Below are 19,160 nucleotides of genomic sequence, written 5' to 3' on the forward strand. Positions count from 1 at the left end.
AAAACTGATTTATCGGGGAAGGGAGATCTCACAATGAAGTATAAAAGTGTCTTTGATATTATTGGTCCTATCATGATAGGTCCTTCTAGTTCACATACAGCAGGAGCCGCTCGAATTGGACGTGTTGCGAGAAGTTTGTTTGGGCGACAACCGAAATGGGCGGAAATTTCTTTTTACGGTTCGTTTGCAAAAACGTATAAGGGGCATGGCACTGATGTAGCGATTGTCGGTGGATTACTTGACTTTGATACGTATGACGATCGAATTATTCGTTCATTAGAAATTGCTAAAGATCTAGGAATGAAAATTCGATTTTATGAAGAGGATGCGATTACGGACCATCCGAATACAGCCCGTATCAAAATTGGAGACGATCAAGGCGAATTAGAATTAGTCGGTATATCCATCGGTGGAGGAAAAATTGAAATAACCGAACTTAATGGCTTCCAGCTGAAACTTTCAGGCCATCATCCAGCAATTTTAGTTGTTCATAATGACCGCTATGGCGCTATCGCCTCGGTATCCAATGTGTTAGCAAAATACGAAATTAACATTGGTCATATGGAAGTATCCCGGAAAGAAAAAGGAAAGCTTGCATTGATGACGATTGAGGTTGACCAAACGATTGAGGAATCGATATTAGATGAAATTCGCTCACAACCAAACATTTTACAAGTAACAAAAATCGTTGAATAAAGTCATCGTGTAATGTGCTGTCTCTTAAGGTATGCCGATGGAAAAAGGAGGAAGAGGTATGCTATTTCGTAATGTAGCAGAACTAGTGGAACTTGCAGAAAGTCAAAAGAAACCAATTTCCGAAATTATGATTGAACAAGAAATGATGGTTTCCGGGAAGACGCGTGAAGAAATATTTGCGGCGATGGAATTAAATTTAGACGTCATGGAAAAAGCGGTGGAACGAGGTCTTCAAGGTGTTACTTCTCACTCAGGACTCACTGGTGGCGATGCAGTACTCATTCAACAATATATTCAGAAGGGCCAATTTTTATCAGGGGAAACCATTCTTGATGCGGTTAGTAAAGCGGTTGCAACGAATGAAGTGAATGCAGCGATGGGAACGATTTGTGCAACTCCGACAGCCGGCTCCGCTGGAGTCGTTCCAGGGACGCTTTTTGCGTTAAAAAATAAATTGCAGCCGACGCGTGAACAAATGGTGCGCTTTTTGTTTACAGCCGGTGCTTTCGGATTTGTTGTGGCGAATAACGCCTCGATTTCTGGTGCAGCAGGGGGCTGTCAAGCGGAAGTTGGTTCAGCTGCGGGAATGGCGGCAGCAGCGATTGTAGAAATGGCTGGGGGGACACCATCCCAATGCGCGGAAGCGATGGCTATTACGTTAAAAAATATGCTTGGACTCGTTTGTGATCCTGTTGCCGGTCTGGTCGAAGTACCTTGTGTTAAGCGAAACGCAATGGGAGCTGCCAATGCCATGGTGGCCGCTGATATGGCTTTAGCAGGTGTAACAAGCCGTATCCCGTGTGATGAAGTGATTGATGCCATGTTTAAAATTGGACAGACGATGCCATCTGCACTTCGCGAAACCGCACAAGGAGGGTTAGCGGCTACTCCAACAGGTCGTGAGCTTGAAGCGAAGATCTTTGGAATACCGCTAACAAAAAGTGACAAATAAACTTCATGAACCGGTAACCATTTTAAAAGGGGTAGGCGAAGAAACGGCAGATGGCTTAGCGCAAATGGGGATTTATACGATTCAGCACTTGATTGAATATTTCCCGTATCGATATGACGATAACCGATTAAAAGATTTAGCAACATGTCAGCACGAAGAACGCGTTACGGTCGAGGGAAAAGTTCATAGCGAACCAGTCGTTACGTATTACGGTCGAAAAAAATCCCGTCTTACTGTGCGCTTATTAGTTGGTCGCTATTTAATTCAAGTTGTTTTCTTTAATCAACCTTACTTAAAAAAGAATTTATCTTTAAATGCCATCATCACGGTTACCGGAAAGTGGGATAAATATCGCCAAACCATTACCGCGAGCGAATATCGCCTTGGCCCATTTAAGCAACAATCCGAATTTGAGCCTGTATATTCCATAAAAGGGTCCATTACGACCAAATCATTGCGAAAATTTATCTCACAAGCACTTCAGCGATTTCATAACGAAATCGTAGATCCGTTGCCAGAGTCTTTGCGTCATCAATATAAATTATTGCCTCGCCAAGAGGCGATTCGGGCCATCCATTTTCCAAACGACGAACGTGAGATGAAACAAGCGCGACGCCGGTTTGTATATGAAGAATTTTTATTATTCCAGTTAAAAATGCAAGGCCTCAGAAAATTCGAGCGGGAAAACTCGACAGGTGTTCAACACCACATAAACCATGAGCAAGTATCATCGTTTATTCAATCACTGCCCTTTCCATTAACGAACGCTCAAAAGAGAGTCGTAAAAGAAATTTTAACCGATATGCAATCTCCTTATCGGATGAATCGCCTCCTTCAGGGGGATGTTGGATCAGGAAAAACAGTCGTGGCGGCGATTGCCTTGTTAGCATCGGTTTCTAGTGGGTTTCAAGGTGCTTTGATGGTACCGACGGAAATTTTAGCGGAACAACATGCGGAATCTTTGTACAACTTATTAGCTCCAGTCGGAATTAAAACGGCTTTGTTAACGAGCTCGGTAAAAGGAAAGGTCCGGAAAGAAATTTTACAACGGTTAGTTTCTGGGGAAATTGATGTCGTCGTTGGTACGCATGCTTTAATTCAAGAAGATGTTCAATTTCGTCAGTTAGGTCTTGTCATAACCGATGAGCAACATCGGTTTGGAGTTGAGCAACGTCGGGTATTGCGGGAGAAGGGAGAAAATCCTGATGTGTTATTTATGACCGCGACACCAATCCCGAGAACCTTGGCGATTACTGCGTTTGGAGAAATGGATGTGTCCATTATTGATGAGATGCCAGCTGGCAGGAAGCCAATTGAGACGTATTGGGCCAAACACGATATGTTAGAGCGTGTGTTACGTTTTATGGAAAAAGAATTAGCAAAAGGAAGACAAGCATATGTTATTTGTCCTCTAATCGAAGAATCGGACAAATTAGATGTACAAAACGCCATTGACGTACATGCTCAATTAACTCACTTCTTTCAAGGACGATATAAAATCGGCTTAATGCATGGTCGTCTCACCAATGAAGAAAAAGAAGAAGTGATGAAACAATTTAGTCAAAATAAAGTGCAAGTATTAGTTTCAACGACTGTTGTGGAAGTTGGCGTCAATGTTCCGAATGCTACCTTCATGCTCATCTATGATGCAGAACGGTTCGGTTTAGCTCAACTCCATCAGCTAAGAGGACGCGTTGGGCGCGGTGACCATCAATCGTTCTGTATTTTGTTAGCTGACCCGAAAACCGATGTAGGGAAGGAACGAATGAAAATTATGACCGAAACGAACGACGGTTTCGTACTTAGTGAGCGAGATCTAGAACTTCGTGGACCAGGTGATTTTTTTGGAAAAAAACAAAGTGGTGTGCCAGAATTTAAAATTGCCGATATGGTTCATGACTACCGTGCTTTAGAAGTTGCTCGTCAAGATGCGCAACGATTAATCGAGTCCACCTCTTTTTGGGAAGATGATGAATATCGTCTGTTAAGAGAATATTTACTCTCAACTGGAGTTTTATCAGGGGAAAAATTAGACTAATCTTTGGAAACAGATTGCTAGATTTATCTTGCAATCTGTTTTTTTTAATTATATACTACTGTTAGTACTAGGTACTAATAGCGCGGAAGGTGTCTTGATTCGTATGCGATTATCTAAAAAAGAACGTCAAAAGCAGTTACTCAAAACGATAAAAGAAAATCCTTTTGTTACAGATGAAGAATTATCTGAACAATTTAAAGTAAGTGTACAAACCATTCGGTTAGATCGTTTGGAATTATCCATACCGGAACTACGCGAGCGAATTAAACATGTAGCTGAGAAAAGATTTGCTGATGAAGTTCGCTCGTTACCAATAGACGAAGTAATTGGTGAAATGATTGACGTTCAGCTCGATCACAGTGCCATTTCGATTTTTGATGTAAAAAAAGAACATGTATTTAAACGGAATCAGATTGCCCGTGGACATCATTTGTTTGCCCAGGCGAATTCACTAGCTGTGGCTGTTATCGATGATGAATTAGCATTAACGGCAAAGGCAACTATTCATTTTACACGCCCGGTAAAAGAAGGGGAACGAGTAGTTGCGAAAGCGAAAGTTCTCGATGTACAAAACAAAAAAGATCGAACCATTGTTGAAGTAAATAGTTATGTAGGTAAAGAACTCGTTTTTAAAGGGGAATTTGAAATGTTCCGATCAAAAATAGCAGAAAAGGATGAAACACAATGAGAATTGCTATAGATGCAATGGGTGGCGATCATGCACCAAAAGAAATCGTCTTAGGTGCGATGAAAGCTTTACATACATTTGATGATTTATCCATTACACTTATCGGAAATGAACAACAAATTAAGCAATTTTCACAACCACATGAGCGACTTTCCATCATTCATACCGATGAAGTCATTTTAGGAACAGATGAACCAGTCCGTGCCGTTCGTCGCAAAAAGCAATCATCAATGGTGTTAATGGCCAAAGAAGTAGCAGAAGGTCGGGCTGACGCTTGCGTCTCCGCAGGAAATACAGGAGCTTTAATGGCAGCGGGATTGTTTGTCGTTGGTCGAATTGAAGGAATTGAACGTCCAGCTTTAGCTCCGACGCTTCCAACTATGGATGGTAGAGGGTTTCTCATGTTAGACTTAGGTGCCAATGTTGATGCAAAGCCCGAGCACTTAGTTCAATATGCGATTATGGGAGCTGTGTATACAGAAAAAGTGAGAGGTATTAAGCGCCCACGAGTCGGTCTATTAAACATCGGAACCGAAGAAAAGAAAGGGAATGAATTAGTAAAACAAACATATCAGCTGCTCCAACAAACAGAGTTAAATTTTGTTGGAAATGTGGAATCTCGAGACTTACTAAACGGTGTATCCGATGTTGTGGTAACAGATGGTTTTACTGGGAATATGGTTCTCAAAGCGATTGAAGGTACCGCCCTTTCCGTCTTTTCTATGATGAAAGAAACGTTAACAAGCAGCTTAAAAAACAAGTTGGCAGCGAGCGTATTAAAGGGTGACCTTGTTAAGCTTCGCGACAAAATGGATTATACCGAATATGGTGGCGCTGGCTTATTTGGTTTAAAAGCCCCAGTTGTGAAAGCTCATGGCTCTTCAAATGCGAATGCATTATTTAATGCCGTTCGCCAAGCTCGAGAAATGGTGAAACAAAACGTTTCACAGACCATCATGGAAGAGGTTAGAGGGCAAGAAATGAAGGAGGGTTCATAAATGGGTAAAATCGCCTTTATCTTCCCAGGCCAAGGTTCACAATCCGTCGGGATGGGAAAAGCGGCAGCAGAAGCAAATGAACGAGCAAAAGCGATTATTGAACAAGCGGATGCTCGTTTAGTTTTTCCGTTATCGGATATCATGTATAATGGGCCTCAAGAAAAGCTCACATTAACGACAAATGCCCAGCCAGCGTTATTAACCGCAAGCATTGCCATTTTACAGCTATTAATTGAAGCAGGTATTCAACCGGATTATACAGCAGGACATAGCTTAGGTGAGTATAGTGCGCTTGTAGCCGCAGGTGCAATGTCTTTTGAAGATGCGGTGTACGCTGTACGTAAGCGTGGAGAATTTATGGAAGAAGCTGTCCCTAATGGAGAAGGAACGATGGCAGCCGTATTAGGAATGGATCGTGACCTGTTACTAGACGTATGTGAGACCGTTTCTTCTGAAGGTCATCCTGTTCAATTAGCCAACTTAAACTGCCCAGGACAAATTGTTATTTCTGGTTCCAAACTAGGAGTAGAATTGGCTTCTGAGCGTGCAAAAGAAAAAGGAGCCAAACGGGTAATTCCGCTTCAAGTTAGTGGCCCATTCCATTCTGCTTTAATGAAACCAGCTGCTGAAAAATTTCGAAAGGTACTAGATGAAATTACAATTAAAGATGCATCTATTCCGGTCGTAGCAAACGTAACGGCGAACGAATTGATCAAGGCAACCGAAATTAAAAACAAACTAATTGAACAGCTTTATTCACCTGTTTTATGGGAAGATAGCGTTCGATATATGATTAACCAAGGTGTCGACACTTTTATTGAAGTAGGTGCAGGAAAAGTACTTACTGGACTTGTGAAAAAAATTGATCGCAGCGTGTCCGTTTTTAATGTATTTGACCCAGAAAGCTGTCAGCAAGTCATTGACGCCTTAAAGGAGGTTCAATAATGGTATTAGAAGGTAAAATCGCACTTGTAACTGGTGCTTCCCGAGGCATTGGTCGAGAAATTGCATTGGAATTTGCTCGTCAAGGAGCAAACGTGGTCGTTAACTATGCAGGAAGTGAACAAAAAGCGTTAGAAGTTGTGGAAGAAATTAAACAACTTGGACGCGAGGCGTTCGCTTTTCGATGTAACGTAGCAGATGCGGAACAAGTTCAACAAATGGTCAAAGAAACGATTGAGCGTTTTGGACGACTGGATATTTTAGTAAACAACGCAGGGATTACAAGAGATAATTTACTAATGCGAATGAAAGAAGAAGATTGGGACGATGTTCTCAACATTAACTTAAAAGGTGTTTTCTTATGTACAAAAGCCGTTACTCGTCAAATGATGAAACAACGTAGTGGACGGATTATTAACATTTCTTCTATTGTTGGGGTAAGCGGCAATGCTGGACAAGCGAATTACGTGGCTGCGAAAGCGGGTGTCATTGGACTTACAAAAACATCTGCTAAGGAGTTAGCTCCACGGGGGATTACAGTGAACGCGATTGCCCCTGGATTTATTACAACAGATATGACCAATCAATTATCTGAAGAAGTATCCCAAGAAATGTTAAAACAAATTCCGCTTGGTCGCTTTGGAGAACCGTCAGATATTGCTAAAGTGGCTGTGTTCTTAGCATCTGATGCAGCAAATTATATGACTGGGCAAACGCTGCATGTAGATGGCGGAATGGTCATGTAAAATCGTGAAGAATTCCATTGACAACTATTTTTCTATCCGTTCATAATACATTATGACTACTTGAGGGGAGGTGAAAGAGGATGGCAGACGTTTTAGAGCGTGTAACGAAAATTATCGTTGACCGTTTAGGTGTTGATGAGTCTCAAGTTACACTTGAAGCTTCTTTCAAAGAAGATCTTGGAGCAGACTCACTTGATGTTGTTGAACTTGTTATGGAACTTGAAGATGAATTTGATATGGAAATTTCTGACGATGAAGCTGAAAAAATCGTAACAGTTGGCGATGCTGTTAACTACATAAAAAGCAATATGTAATCGTTAGAAATCGATAGCTCCGTTGTAAAACGGAGCTTTCTTCTGTATATAGTAAAAGTTTCATTCGTGAAGGGGTTTTTCTTCATCGCCCCAACAGTTTTTAACTGTTATTAAAGTATTTTTTGCGTTAACAGTCATTTTCGATTAAACTTGATATGGAATTTATTTAGCAAGGTGGAGGACCTATGCACAAATATCATAGAGAAAAAAAGAGTATACATACCATTCATGATGAAAAGTTTAAAACGTTTCAAGAAATGATTGGGATTCATTTTACAAATGAGAAATTATTAAAACAAGCTTTTACTCATTCATCGTATGTGAATGAGCATCGCAAAAAACCATACGAAGACAACGAACGATTAGAATTTTTAGGAGATGCTGTTTTAGAACTGACAATTTCTCAATATTTATACGAGAAATATCCGACCATGAGCGAAGGGGAGTTAACAAAACTCCGTGCAGCCATTGTCTGTGAGCCATCTCTCGTTTCATTTGCGAATGAATGGAAATTTGGAGAGTATGTGTTATTAGGGAAAGGTGAAGAATTGACTGGTGGTCGAACTCGTCCTGCGTTACTTGCTGACGTGTTCGAAGCATTTATCGGAGCCCTTTATTTAGACAAAGGGTTACATGAAGTGATTTCCTTTTTAGAAAAAGTTGTCTTCCCAAAAATTTCTGCCGGTGCTTTTTCTCATGTGATGGATTATAAAAGCCAACTGCAAGAGTTTGTTCAACGGGGTGCAGCTGGTACAATTGAATACAAAATTTTACAAGAAAAAGGACCAGCGCACAATCGGGAATTTGTCGCTTCCGTTTCTTTAAATGGAACCGTCTTAGGACAAGGAAAGGGACGGTCGAAAAAAGAAGCGGAGCAACATGCCGCGCAAGAAGCATTGGAAAAATTAAAAGCCCAGCAAGAAGAACAGTAGTTAGGGGGCTTCTTGCAAGCCGTTAGTTGGTAATTGTTCGTGCTAACGGCTTTTTTTGAACTATTGAAATAGACAGGAGGATATCAAGTGTTCCTCAAACGTTTAGATGTGGTAGGATTTAAATCATTTGCCGATCGAGTTTCTGTTGAATTTGTTCCGGGTGTAACAGCGGTTGTGGGACCGAACGGAAGTGGGAAAAGTAACATTACAGACGCCATTCGATGGGTGCTCGGAGAACAATCGGCCAAGTCACTTCGTGGGTCGAAAATGGAAGATATCATCTTTGCCGGAAGCGATACACGAAAACCACTCAATTTTGCCGAAGTTTCACTCACACTAGAAAACGAAGATCAATTTTTACCAATCGATTATAACGAAGTTTGTATCACCCGACGTGTCTACCGTTCGGGTGAAAGCGAGTTTTACATTAACCAACAACCATGCCGATTAAAAGATATTATTGATTTATTCATGGATTCTGGTCTTGGGAAGGAATCGTTTTCCATTATCGGACAAGGCCGGGTGGAAGAGATATTAAATAGTAAAGCAGAAGACCGCCGCTCTATTTTTGAAGAAGCGGCTGGTGTGTTGAAATACAAAACAAGAAAAAAGAAAGCAGAACTAAAATTAAAAGAAACAGAAGAGAATTTACATCGCGTTAACGACATTTTGTATGAGTTGGAATCCCAAGTGGAGCCCCTCCAAATCCAAGCTTCCATAGCAAAAGATTATTTAGCTAAAAAAGAAGAGTTGGAGCAAATCGAGGTGGCTTTAACCGTTCATGAAATTGAAGAGCTTCATCATCAGTGGGAAACTCTTTCAAAACAATTGGAACTTCATCAAGAGCAAGAAATGGAGCTTTCTTCTTCATTAAACGCGAAAGAAGCACTACTAGAACAATTACGCGATCAAATAACGGCGTTAGATGAGTCCATTAGTGACTTACAAAATGTATTGTTAATTACAAGTGAAGAACTTGAAAAAATTGAAGGACGAAAAGAAGTTTTAAAAGAACGGAAAAAAAACGCGGCCCAAAACAAAATTCAACTTCAGAAAAACATCGAAGAGGCAACAGAAAAAATAAGTGCGCTCGAACAACAAAAAGCACAATTAGAGAAGGAATACAACGAGTATAAGAAAACGACCGAACAATTAAAAGAGGAATTAAAAGAAAAGCAGCTCTTAATAAAGAGCTTTTCGGAAAATTTAGAAGAGCTGATGGAATCACTTAAAGGAGATTACATAGAATGGCTTAACAAACAAGCAACTGCTAAAAATGAAATACAATATTTAACCCAACAACTCGAACAAATTGAGAGAAAACAAAAACAGCTGCTTGGAGAGAACGAGAAGTTTCTTGAACAACGAAAAGATATGGAAGATAAAAAAGTTCGCTTAGAAAGTGCGTTAACTGAAGTGAATGAACAATTGAATACCACTTTGCGGACGTATCGAGAAACACAAATCGCGATTGAGCGTATGAAAAATCAGCTCCAAAAGAAAGAATCCGCTCTTTATGAAGCGTATCAACTATTACAAAAAGCGACCTCAAGAAAGGAAATGCTCGAAGAAATGGAAGCCGAATATAGCGGCTTTTTCCAAGGAGTAAAAGCGGTTTTAAAAGCAAGAGATCAACAGTTACAAGGAATTCATGGGGCGATTGCTGAACTCGTTCAAGTACCTAAGAACTATGAAGTTGCCATTGAAACCGCGTTAGGTGGAGCGATGCAACATATTGTCGTTGAGACGGAACATCATGCCCGAATGGCTATTCAATATTTAAAGCAGCATCAATCCGGACGGGCGACCTTTTTGCCGCTAGAGGTCATAAAAGGAAAAAGTATTCCTTCATCCTATAAGGAAGCCATCCAATCTCATCCGTCCTTTATAGGTGTAGCAGCTAATGTTATTCATTTTGAACCACAGTATCAAGATGTGATCGATCATTTATTAGGAAATGTCATCATTGCTTCGGATTTAAAAGGAGCTAACGATATAGCGAAGCAAATGCAATATCGATATCGCATCGTTACTCTGGATGGGGATATCGTTAACCCAGGAGGCTCCATGAGTGGGGGGGCCATCAAACAAAAAACGACTTCTCTACTTAGCCGAAAAGGGGAGTTGGAGCAACTTATTCAAAAAATACCAGAAATGGACCGCCAAATTAGTAACGTAGAAAAGCAATTGAAAACATTAAAAACACAAATTGTTGACGAGGAAAAGCGTTTAGAAGAATTGCGCCGTGAAGGTGAACAGTTACGCTTACAGGAACAAGCACTCAAAGCAGAATACCGTGAAGTTGAATTAGCCGAAGCAAATGTCAATGAGCGACTATCGCTATATGACCGGGAACAAATGAATTATGTGAATGAGCAAACATCCATTCAACAACGAATGGACGAGCTGAAACAAGTCATCTGTCAAACGGAGGATGAATTAGCTCGAATTAATCATGAACTGTCTCAGCTGAATGAACGAAAGCAAACCGAACAGACGTCAAAAGAGACGTTAACGAACGAAATAAGTGATTTAAAAGCGACCCTAGCTGCAAAAAACGAGAATTATATGAACTGTAAAATGTCTTTAGAACGTGTGGAAAACGAATTGAAGGAAATGCAGCAAAAACGACAACATTATGAAGAAGATTTAATGCTTCTTGAACAAGAAATGACCGATAGCCACTCAGGTGAACAACAATTAGAAGAAGCTGCACTGAAAAAAATGCATGATAAAAAGGAAACGTCTCGTCTGATTTCATTGCGTCGTAAAGAACGTTTGTCGATGCAACAACAGTTGGAAGACGTTGAGCTTGAAGTAAAAGAACTAAAGCGTCAGTATAAAGGCATTAGTGAAACGATGAAAGATGAAGAGGTAAAACTCAATCGCTTGGATGTGGAATTAGATAATCGTCTTGCGCATCTTCGTGAAGAATATATGCTGTCGTTTGAAGCAGCTAAGCAAGATTACCCTCTAACTGTTTCCGTCGAAGAAGCTCGTAAAAAAGTGAAACTTATAAAAATGTCCATAGAAGAGTTAGGAACAGTTAACCTCGGAGCAATTGATGAATATGAACGGGTATCTGAGCGATATCAATTTTTAATGGAACAAAAAAATGATTTAGAGCATGCAAAGCAGACCTTATTCCAAGTCATTCAAGAAATGGATACCGAAATGAAAAAGCGATTTGAACAAACATTCACTGCTATTCGTGACCAATTTGAGGACGTATTTCGTGCTCTTTTTGGGGGAGGACGTGCCGAATTAAAATTAACAGACCCAAGTGATTTACTTCATACCGGAGTGGAAATTGTAGCTCAACCGCCAGGGAAAAAGCTACAAAATTTAGCATTACTATCTGGTGGGGAACGAGCATTAACCGCCATTGCTCTTTTATTTTCGATATTAAAAGTTCGTCCTGTACCGTTTTGTGTGCTTGATGAAGTAGAAGCTGCTCTGGACGAAGCAAACGTCTACCGGTTTAGTAAATTTTTAAAACAGTTTAGTAAAGAAACGCAATTTATTGTGATTACCCATCGAAAAGGAACGATGGAGGAAGCGGACGTGTTATATGGGGTGACGATGCAAGAATCCGGCGTGTCCAAAATGGTATCGGTCCGTTTGGAAGAAACCAATGATTTAGTGAAATCGTGAAAGGGTGTTGGAAATGAGCTTTTTTAAACGGTTGAAGGAAAAAATTACCCAATCTACTGACACGGTAACGGAAAAATTTAAAGAAGGATTAACGAAAACGCGAGATAACTTTGCCAATAAAGTTAATGATCTCGTTGCTCGATATCGAAAAGTTGATGAGGAATTTTTCGAAGAATTAGAAGAAATTTTGATTCAAGCGGACGTCGGATTTAATACAGTGATGGAACTTGTTGATGAATTAAAAATGGAAGCGAAACGTCGCAATATTCAAGATACGTCCGAACTTCAGTCCGTCATTTCGGAAAAACTTATTGAAATTTATGAAGGTGGTGAAGAAGGATCACAAGATTTAAATATGCAAGATGGATTAACCGTCATTTTATTTGTCGGTGTTAACGGAGTTGGTAAAACAACAACCATCGGAAAACTAGCACACAAATTTAAATCCGAAGGCAAGAAAGTGTTGTTGGCCGCAGGAGATACATTCCGTGCGGGAGCCATCGAGCAGTTAGAAGTGTGGGGAGAACGAGTTGGTGTTGATGTCATTAAACAAGGGGAAGGTTCTGACCCGGCTGCGGTCATGTTCGATGCAATTCAAGCGGCCCGAGCACGTAACGTGGATGTTCTTCTTTGCGATACAGCAGGGCGCTTACAAAATAAAGTGAACTTGATGAAAGAGTTAGAGAAAGTGAAGCGGGTCATTGAACGCGAAATTCCTGGTGCGCCTCATGAAGTACTTCTTGTGCTCGATGCCACTACAGGGCAAAATGCGCTTATTCAAGCGAAGCAATTTAAAGAGGTAACGAATGTAACGGGTATCGTCTTAACGAAACTTGATGGAACTGCAAAAGGTGGAATTGTATTAGCCATTCGGAACGAATTAAACATTCCGGTAAAGTTTGTTGGTCTTGGTGAAAAAATGGACGACCTACAACCATTTGATGCAGAAAAATACGTATACGGATTGTTCAGTGAGATTATCGAGAAAAGTGAAGCATAATTGTCAAGCTGGTCTTTTTAAGGCCAGCTTTTTTTATCGAGTAGTAATTACTCTTCAGTAAAAATAGAAGTTCCAACATTATATACACAGCTAGTGGTCAAGTAATTATATAAAAATAAACGCCCTTTTACTTCTTGCGATTATACCTCTTTCCATTGTTGGGTATTTATTTGCTGTTTTTAACGAATCTTTGTTTTTCTTATTTGAATGGCTTTTACGCTACTAATTTTAGTTTCAATTATTTTTTTCAATCATAAGCATTGTTAAAATAAAGAGTAGTTTAAAATGGATTCCTATCTCTATTCTAGCCTTTCTTGTTCAGTTTTCAGTCTTAAGTTTGTTCTTAGGACCTTTTACCGAGTACCGTATATTCTCTTTATTTTATATTGTTACATTCCTTGCTGTTGTGGTTTTTATTATAGCCTTTAGAAAAGTAACAAATTCAAATTCATCCCGATAATCTTTTTAATCTTCCCTATAACGTTTACGTTTTATATGTTATTGTTAAATAATTTCTGGGGAACAGATTTGAGTTAAGTTTTAGATGACTTTATTGTTATGTAGTTTATGCAAAGAAAATACAAGACAATAAATTTTAGGCTATGTTATATGTCAATGTTGATTTTTAGCAAGTGATTCACATGAAGCGAAAGGCGGCGACTTCAAGCGGGAACAAGAAGCCGCAAGACCCTTACTTGAGCGTAGCGAGGGAAGCGTCTTGCGTATTGTTATAATTAAACGGTGTTTTGAGTATTTCTAACAGAAAAATTAATAACATGATTGTCCATAAACACTTCTTCAAATGTAAAGATTTTTTCTTGACAATAGGGTTAAAAATGTGTATTCTTTCATATGTAAAGTCTTTTCACTTAACAGGGAGGGATAACGATGCTGGAGAAAACAACGAGAATGAATTACTTATATGATTTTTATCAATCGTTGTTGACTCCGAAGCAACGTAGTTATATGTCCCTCTACTATTTAGACGACTATTCTTTAGGTGAAATTGCTGAAGAATATGAAGTGAGTCGTCAAGCTGTGTATGATAACATTAAGCGAACGGAAGCCATGCTGGAAGAATACGAAAAGAAATTATTGTTATTTCAAAAATTTCAAGAGCGCTCCAAACTTTTGCATCAAATGAAAATCGAGCTTGAGCAAGAGGAAGTTTCAAAAACGAACTTGCTGGCACTCATTGAAGCGCTCGAGAAGTTAGATTAGGAGGCGGCAATATGGCGTTTGAAGGGTTAGCCGACCGACTGCAAAGTACGATTCAAAAGATCCGCGGCAAAGGGAAAGTAACAGAAGCGGATGTCAAAGAAATGATGCGAGAAGTACGTTTAGCTCTATTAGAAGCGGACGTCAACTTCAAAGTTGTAAAGCAGTTTGTAAAAAAGGTGAGCGAACGCGCTGTCGGGCAAGAAGTCATGAAAAGCCTAACCCCTGGACAGCAAGTTATTAAAGTCGTTAAAGAAGAGCTCACCGAATTAATGGGTGGGGAACAAAGCCAAATTGCGGTAAGCAAAAGACCGCCAACCGTGATCATGATGGTTGGTTTACAAGGTGCAGGTAAAACGACAACAACAGGTAAGCTGGCCAACTTGTTGCGAAAAAAATATAATCGTAATCCGCTCCTTGTAGCGGCTGATATTTACCGTCCAGCAGCAATTAAACAGTTAGAAACGCTAGGGAAGCAACTGAACATGCCTGTTTTTTCTCTAGGGGACAAAGTAAGTCCGGTAGAAATTGCAAAGAAGGCAATCGAAAAAGCGAAAGAAGACCATCATGACTACGTGATCATCGATACAGCTGGACGACTGCACGTGGATGAAGAGCTCATGAATGAGCTTAAAGACATTAAAGAGCTAACACAGCCGGATGAAATTTTCCTAGTTGTCGATGCGATGACAGGACAAGATGCTGTCAACGTAGCCCAAAGCTTTAACGACCAGTTAGGCTTAACAGGAGTTATTTTAACGAAGCTTGATGGCGATACTCGAGGAGGAGCCGCGTTATCCATTCGATCCGTCACTCAAACTCCGATTAAATTTGTCGGTATGGGTGAAAAAATGGATGCATTAGAGCCGTTTCATCCAGAGCGGATGGCGTCTCGGATCCTCGGAATGGGCGATGTGTTAACGCTCATTGAAAAAGCTCAAGCAACCGTTGATCAAGAAAAGGCGAAAGAGCTTGAGCAAAAAATGCGAACAATGAGCTTTACGCTGGATGACTTTTTAGAACAGCTAGGACAAGTAAGGCAAATGGGTCCTTTAGATGAACTGATTAAAATGCTTCCAGGAGCTAATCGAATTAAAGGCTTAAATAATTTACAGATTGACGAAAAGCAAATCAGTCATGTCGAAGCAATCATTAGGTCCATGACGAAAGAAGAAAAGTTACATCCTGAAATTATTAACGCAAGTCGAAGAAAACGAATTGCGAAAGGAAGCGGGACATCGGTTCAAGAAGTCAACCGACTTCTGAAGCAATTCGAAGAAATGAAGAAAATGATGAAACAAATGTCTAATATGCAACAAAAAGGGAAGAAAAAAGGGATGAAATTCCCGTTTTTCTAATACATTCAATGAAATTTTTATGATGTTAAGAAAAAAACCTTTACAAACAAATTTACTATTTGTTATTATACTATCTTGTGTGAAACTATTCGGAGGTGCTTATAAAAATGGCAGTAAAAATTCGTTTAAAACGTATGGGAGCTAAAAAATCTCCTTTCTATCGTATTGTAGTAGCAGATTCTCGTTCTCCACGTGACGGTCGTTTCATTGAAACGATTGGTACGTACAACCCAGTTGCTCAGCCAGCTGAGGTTAAAATTGATGAAGAACTTGCACTTAAATGGTTACAAAACGGTGCAAAACCTTCTGACACAGTTCGAAACCTATTCTCTAAACAAGGTATTTTAGAGAAATTCCACAATCTTAAATACAGCAAATAATTTTGCGTATGATTGAATTAATTGAAACGATTGTTAAGCCCCTTGTTTCTTTTCCTGATGAGGTACGGGTAGAAGCCATTGAGGACGATGCAACTATTACGTATCGCCTCTCTGTTCACCCAGAAGATGTTGGAAAGGTTATTGGGAAACAAGGGTTGGTAGCCAAAGCGATTCGAACTGTGGTCTACACAGCAACAGGATCGAAACAACAAAAGAAAGTACGCTTTGAAATCGTGGAATAGGGAGGGACATCCTCCCTTTTTCCATATGTACCTTAGTAATAAGATGTGAAAAGGTACCTCACATTGCCTTTTGACCTCTTATTTCTATTATTGAGGTGGTTTGATGAAAATCATTCAACCAGTCACAGTAAAGCGGGTATTGACTGAAAGTGCAAAAGAAGAACTACTACAAATGTTTCAAGCCCGAAAATCGAGATGGGAAAAAGAAATAAATCAATTGAAGTTTGAAATGAAAAAACTTGAAAAAGGGAAAAAAATTGCATCCCCAGTGTTAAAAGCCAATTTTAGTAATGAAATTCAAATGCGTAAAGAAAAAATAAAGATGGTAGATTTCCAAATCGAACAATTGAACATATTACCTATAGGAAGCGAAATAAAAGATGGAGAAGTCCAAGCGCTCATCGATATCCAAATTGGTGATCGGTGGGACGAGGTGGTTCCAAAAGAAATCGTCATTAAAGATGGAATTGTTGAGGACATTCGATAGAGGTGAAGAATCATGGCAAAATGGTTTAATGTTGGAAAAATCGTGAACACCCATGGAATTCGTGGCGAAGTTCGCGTAATTTCTCGTACCGATTTTCCAGAGGAACGTTATAAAAAAGGAAATACGTTGTACATATTTATGCCGAATCAATCGGAACCAATACCGGTGATTGTAAAGAGTCATCGGACTCATAAATCGTTTGACCTCTTAACGTTTGAAGGCTATAACAATATTAACGAAGTAGAAAAATTCAAAGGTAGCTTATTAAAAATTTCAGAAGAACAATTAGGTGAACTGGAAGAAGGAGAGTTTTATTTTCACGAAATTATCGGTTGTGATGTGATTACTACTGATGGTGAAGTTATCGGCCAGGTAGCGGAAATTTTAACACCAGGTGCCAACGATGTGTGGGTCGTAAAAGGACCTAACCGAAAAGAGTTTTATATCCCATATATTGATGATGTCGTAAAAGAAGTCGACATTGACGAGAAAAAAATTACGATTGAACCGATAGAAGGGTTACTATCATGATGAAAATTGACATATTAACATTATTTCCGGACATGTTTCGTGGTGTCTTCGGTCAATCCATTTTAAAAAAAGCGGAGGAAAAGAAAGCTGTAACGTATAACCTCGTCAATTTTCGTGATTATGCAGACAATAAGCATCAAACGGTTGATGATTATCCATACGGTGGAGGCGCTGGAATGGTCTTAAAGCCTCAGCCGATTTTTGATGCTGTTGAAGATTTGAAGAGTAAAAGTACGACGAATCCGCGAATTATTTTAATGTGTCCGCAAGGGGAACGTTATACCCAAAAAAAGGCGGAAGAATTAGCGAAGGAAGACCATCTCATTTTAATTTGTGGACATTATGAAGGATTCGACGAACGAATCCGTGAGCACCTAGTTACAGATGAAATATCCATTGGGGATTACGTGTTAACAGGTGGGGAACTAGGAGCAATGGTCGTTGTAGATAGTGTCGTCCGATTGCTTCCAGGTGTGTTAGGCAATGAAACGTCCCACATAAAAGATTCGTTTTCAACCGGACTATTGGAACATCCACACTATACGCGTCCGGCTGATTTTCGAGGGATGAAAGTACCTGACGTACTATTGTCCGGAAATCACCGATTAATTGAAGAATGGCGAGAAAAAGAGGCGCTAAAACGGACATGGGAGCGCCGTCCGGATTTATTACATGAATATCCATTAACCGAAAAGCAAAAACAATGGATTCAACAGTGGGAAAATGAAAAATAAGCCTTGCTTTCACTATTAGACTATGTTATGATAACTGTTGTGACTTGAGCTAAGCATAGCTTGGTCCGTGAAAACGATGTTCCGCTGCAACGAATTTGAGTTTGTAAGAGCATCTGTTGGAAGGAGTTGAGTACGATGCACAAATTAATTCAAGAGGTAACAAAAGAACAACTTCGCACTGATTTACCTTCATTCCGTCCTGGTGACACTGTTCGCGTACACGTAAAAGTTATCGAAGGTTCTCGCGAGCGTATCCAGGTATTTGAAGGTGTCGTAATTAAACGCCGCGGTGGCGGAATTAGCGAAACTTTCACAGTTCGCAAAGTTTCTTATGGTGTTGGTGTTGAGCGTACATTCCCGCTACATACACCAAAAATTGCGAAGATCGAAGTTGTGCGTCGCGGTAAAGTTCGCCGTGCAAAACTTTACTACTTACGTAAATTGCGCGGTAAAGCTGCTCGTATTAAAGAAATTTTATAATGATCAACGTCATCTTCTCAAAAAGGAGCTTGAACTATCAAGCTCCTTTTCCGCTATTTACATATTCTCGGCATTTGCCGAGTTTTCTTTTACGGACGATTGAAAAAATTTTAGTTGAGAACACAGAAAAAGTGTTTTGCCTTCCGATTTTTATGTAAAATAAATAACATGTATAGAAAAAATAAATGGAAAAAACGGTAGGTGTAAGGAAAATGTCCAAACAAAAAAATGAGTGGTGGGAATGGACGAAAGCGCTCCTTATTGCGGTTGGGCTTGCTTTTGTCATTCGTTATTTTTTATTTACTCCCATTATTGTGGATGGGTTATCGATGATGCCAACACTACAAAATGGGGACAGAATGCTTGTGAATAAAATAGGCTACAAATTGGGAGAACCGGAACGATTTGATATTGTTGTGTTCCACGCACCCGAAAATAAAGACTATATCAAAAGAGTTATTGGCTTACCTGGAGATCGTATTGAATACAAAAACGATACGTTATACATAAATGGAAAAGCGTATGAAGAACCTTATTTAAAGGAATATAAAGAGCAACTACAAGGCGGTTTATTAACGGAGGATTTTACGTTAAAAGATATTATCGGTCAAGAAACGGTACCTGAAGGACACGTATTTGTAATGGGTGACAACCGTCGCTTTAGTAAAGATAGCCGACATATCGGACCAGTACGTATAGAAGAAATCATCGGCGAAGCTAGTATCGTTTATTGGCCAATTAGCGAAATTCGGGTTGTAAATTAAGCTAGG

At 39.7% G+C, this 19,160-nt stretch carries 20 protein-coding genes; all 20 read left to right on the plus strand.

Translation table 11 applies throughout. From position 1 onward, the window contains the following. Positions 1-33: 33 nt before the first annotated feature. The 20 genes from sdaAB to lepB all read left to right on the plus strand — a co-directional run bounded on the left by sdaAB (position 34) and on the right by lepB (position 19,154). On the plus strand, positions 34-696 hold the full coding sequence (gene sdaAB, locus H0Z31_03430) for an L-serine ammonia-lyase, iron-sulfur-dependent, subunit beta (GenBank protein ID MBO8176490.1): 663 nt from the start codon (positions 34-36) through the stop codon (positions 694-696). 58 nt (positions 697-754) lie between these two features. Next, positions 755-1,648: an L-serine ammonia-lyase, iron-sulfur-dependent, subunit alpha gene (sdaAA, locus tag H0Z31_03435; GenBank protein MBO8176491.1), complete on the plus strand. Its 894-nt coding sequence runs from the start codon at positions 755-757 to the stop codon at positions 1,646-1,648. After that, the gene (gene recG / locus H0Z31_03440; GenBank protein ID MBO8176492.1) at positions 1,638-3,686 is read left to right on the plus strand and encodes an ATP-dependent DNA helicase RecG; all 2,049 of its coding nucleotides are present in this window, start codon (positions 1,638-1,640) and stop codon (positions 3,684-3,686) included. The genes sdaAA and recG overlap by 11 nt, the downstream gene beginning before the upstream one ends. Before the next feature lie 103 nt (positions 3,687-3,789). After that, positions 3,790-4,374 carry a transcription factor FapR gene (fapR, locus tag H0Z31_03445; protein MBO8176493.1) on the plus strand — a complete coding sequence of 195 codons (585 nt, stop codon included), beginning with the start codon at positions 3,790-3,792 and terminating at the stop codon, positions 4,372-4,374. Beyond that, positions 4,371-5,372, plus strand: a complete 1,002-nt coding sequence (gene plsX, locus H0Z31_03450; GenBank protein MBO8176494.1) for a phosphate acyltransferase PlsX — start codon at positions 4,371-4,373, stop codon at positions 5,370-5,372. The genes fapR and plsX overlap by 4 nt, the downstream gene beginning before the upstream one ends. Next, positions 5,373-6,317 (plus strand): ACP S-malonyltransferase, encoded by a 945-nt coding sequence (gene fabD, locus H0Z31_03455; protein ID MBO8176495.1) that lies wholly within the window; start codon positions 5,373-5,375, stop codon positions 6,315-6,317. Then, positions 6,317-7,060 (plus strand): 3-oxoacyl-[acyl-carrier-protein] reductase, encoded by a 744-nt coding sequence (gene fabG, locus H0Z31_03460; protein ID MBO8176496.1) that lies wholly within the window; start codon positions 6,317-6,319, stop codon positions 7,058-7,060. Before fabD ends, fabG begins: the two co-directional genes overlap by 1 nt. Before the next feature lie 80 nt (positions 7,061-7,140). Beyond that, the gene (acpP, locus tag H0Z31_03465) at positions 7,141-7,374 is read left to right on the plus strand and encodes an acyl carrier protein (protein MBO8176497.1); all 234 of its coding nucleotides are present in this window, start codon (positions 7,141-7,143) and stop codon (positions 7,372-7,374) included. Between the two features lie 185 nt (positions 7,375-7,559). Continuing rightward, positions 7,560-8,306 carry a ribonuclease III gene (locus H0Z31_03470; protein MBO8176498.1) on the plus strand — a complete coding sequence of 249 codons (747 nt, stop codon included), beginning with the start codon at positions 7,560-7,562 and terminating at the stop codon, positions 8,304-8,306. Positions 8,307-8,393: 87 nt separating this feature from the next. Then, positions 8,394-11,960, plus strand: coding sequence for a chromosome segregation protein SMC (smc, locus tag H0Z31_03475; GenBank protein ID MBO8176499.1), 3,567 nt, complete (start codon positions 8,394-8,396; stop codon positions 11,958-11,960). A 13-nt stretch (positions 11,961-11,973) separates the two neighbouring features. Continuing rightward, positions 11,974-12,960: a signal recognition particle-docking protein FtsY gene (ftsY, locus tag H0Z31_03480; GenBank protein MBO8176500.1), complete on the plus strand. Its 987-nt coding sequence runs from the start codon at positions 11,974-11,976 to the stop codon at positions 12,958-12,960. Between the two features lie 888 nt (positions 12,961-13,848). Beyond that, positions 13,849-14,181 carry a putative DNA-binding protein gene (locus H0Z31_03485; protein ID MBO8176501.1) on the plus strand — a complete coding sequence of 111 codons (333 nt, stop codon included), beginning with the start codon at positions 13,849-13,851 and terminating at the stop codon, positions 14,179-14,181. Between the two features lie 11 nt (positions 14,182-14,192). Then, positions 14,193-15,536 carry a signal recognition particle protein gene (ffh, locus tag H0Z31_03490; protein MBO8176502.1) on the plus strand — a complete coding sequence of 448 codons (1,344 nt, stop codon included), beginning with the start codon at positions 14,193-14,195 and terminating at the stop codon, positions 15,534-15,536. Positions 15,537-15,643: 107 nt separating this feature from the next. After that, positions 15,644-15,916 (plus strand): 30S ribosomal protein S16, encoded by a 273-nt coding sequence (rpsP, locus tag H0Z31_03495; GenBank protein ID MBO8176503.1) that lies wholly within the window; start codon positions 15,644-15,646, stop codon positions 15,914-15,916. An 8-nt stretch (positions 15,917-15,924) separates the two neighbouring features. Continuing rightward, positions 15,925-16,158 (plus strand): KH domain-containing protein, encoded by a 234-nt coding sequence (locus H0Z31_03500; protein ID MBO8176504.1) that lies wholly within the window; start codon positions 15,925-15,927, stop codon positions 16,156-16,158. A gap of 103 nt (positions 16,159-16,261) precedes the next feature. Beyond that, positions 16,262-16,645, plus strand: coding sequence for a YlqD family protein (locus H0Z31_03505; GenBank protein ID MBO8176505.1), 384 nt, complete (start codon positions 16,262-16,264; stop codon positions 16,643-16,645). A gap of 12 nt (positions 16,646-16,657) precedes the next feature. Next, positions 16,658-17,176 (plus strand): ribosome maturation factor RimM, encoded by a 519-nt coding sequence (gene rimM, locus H0Z31_03510; protein ID MBO8176506.1) that lies wholly within the window; start codon positions 16,658-16,660, stop codon positions 17,174-17,176. Next, entirely contained in the window at positions 17,176-17,910 is a 735-nt protein-coding gene (trmD, locus tag H0Z31_03515; GenBank protein ID MBO8176507.1) for a tRNA (guanosine(37)-N1)-methyltransferase TrmD, read from the plus strand. The genes rimM and trmD overlap by 1 nt, the downstream gene beginning before the upstream one ends. A 135-nt stretch (positions 17,911-18,045) precedes the next feature. Then, complete coding sequence (rplS, locus tag H0Z31_03520) at positions 18,046-18,390, plus strand: 50S ribosomal protein L19 (GenBank protein MBO8176508.1); 345 nt, start codon at positions 18,046-18,048, stop codon at positions 18,388-18,390. Between the two features lie 212 nt (positions 18,391-18,602). After that, positions 18,603-19,154, plus strand: a complete 552-nt coding sequence (lepB, locus tag H0Z31_03525; GenBank protein ID MBO8176509.1) for a signal peptidase I — start codon at positions 18,603-18,605, stop codon at positions 19,152-19,154. Positions 19,155-19,160: the final 6 nt, after the last annotated feature.

The sequence above is a fragment of the Bacillus sp. (in: firmicutes) genome (assembly GCA_017656295.1).
Taxonomy (GTDB): domain Bacteria; phylum Bacillota; class Bacilli; order Bacillales; family JACDOC01; genus JACDOC01.

What these genes read in the sequence shown, in the direction of transcription:
- sdaAB (MBO8176490.1), top strand. Translation starts at nt 34, where the DNA reads ATGAAGTATAAAAGTGTCTTTGATATTATTGGTCCTATCATGATAGGT.
- sdaAA (MBO8176491.1), top strand. Translation starts at nt 755, where the DNA reads ATGCTATTTCGTAATGTAGCAGAACTAGTGGAACTTGCAGAAAGTCAA.
- fapR (MBO8176493.1), top strand. Translation starts at nt 3,790, where the DNA reads ATGCGATTATCTAAAAAAGAACGTCAAAAGCAGTTACTCAAAACGATA.
- plsX (MBO8176494.1), top strand. Translation starts at nt 4,371, where the DNA reads ATGAGAATTGCTATAGATGCAATGGGTGGCGATCATGCACCAAAAGAA.
- fabD (MBO8176495.1), top strand. Translation starts at nt 5,373, where the DNA reads ATGGGTAAAATCGCCTTTATCTTCCCAGGCCAAGGTTCACAATCCGTC.
- fabG (MBO8176496.1), top strand. Translation starts at nt 6,317, where the DNA reads ATGGTATTAGAAGGTAAAATCGCACTTGTAACTGGTGCTTCCCGAGGC.
- acpP (MBO8176497.1), top strand. Translation starts at nt 7,141, where the DNA reads ATGGCAGACGTTTTAGAGCGTGTAACGAAAATTATCGTTGACCGTTTA.
- H0Z31_03470 (MBO8176498.1), top strand. Translation starts at nt 7,560, where the DNA reads ATGCACAAATATCATAGAGAAAAAAAGAGTATACATACCATTCATGAT.
- ftsY (MBO8176500.1), top strand. Translation starts at nt 11,974, where the DNA reads ATGAGCTTTTTTAAACGGTTGAAGGAAAAAATTACCCAATCTACTGAC.
- H0Z31_03485 (MBO8176501.1), top strand. Translation starts at nt 13,849, where the DNA reads ATGCTGGAGAAAACAACGAGAATGAATTACTTATATGATTTTTATCAA.
- ffh (MBO8176502.1), top strand. Translation starts at nt 14,193, where the DNA reads ATGGCGTTTGAAGGGTTAGCCGACCGACTGCAAAGTACGATTCAAAAG.
- rpsP (MBO8176503.1), top strand. Translation starts at nt 15,644, where the DNA reads ATGGCAGTAAAAATTCGTTTAAAACGTATGGGAGCTAAAAAATCTCCT.
- H0Z31_03500 (MBO8176504.1), top strand. Translation starts at nt 15,925, where the DNA reads ATGATTGAATTAATTGAAACGATTGTTAAGCCCCTTGTTTCTTTTCCT.
- H0Z31_03505 (MBO8176505.1), top strand. Translation starts at nt 16,262, where the DNA reads ATGAAAATCATTCAACCAGTCACAGTAAAGCGGGTATTGACTGAAAGT.
- rimM (MBO8176506.1), top strand. Translation starts at nt 16,658, where the DNA reads ATGGCAAAATGGTTTAATGTTGGAAAAATCGTGAACACCCATGGAATT.
- trmD (MBO8176507.1), top strand. Translation starts at nt 17,176, where the DNA reads ATGAAAATTGACATATTAACATTATTTCCGGACATGTTTCGTGGTGTC.
- rplS (MBO8176508.1), top strand. Translation starts at nt 18,046, where the DNA reads ATGCACAAATTAATTCAAGAGGTAACAAAAGAACAACTTCGCACTGAT.
- lepB (MBO8176509.1), top strand. Translation starts at nt 18,603, where the DNA reads ATGTCCAAACAAAAAAATGAGTGGTGGGAATGGACGAAAGCGCTCCTT.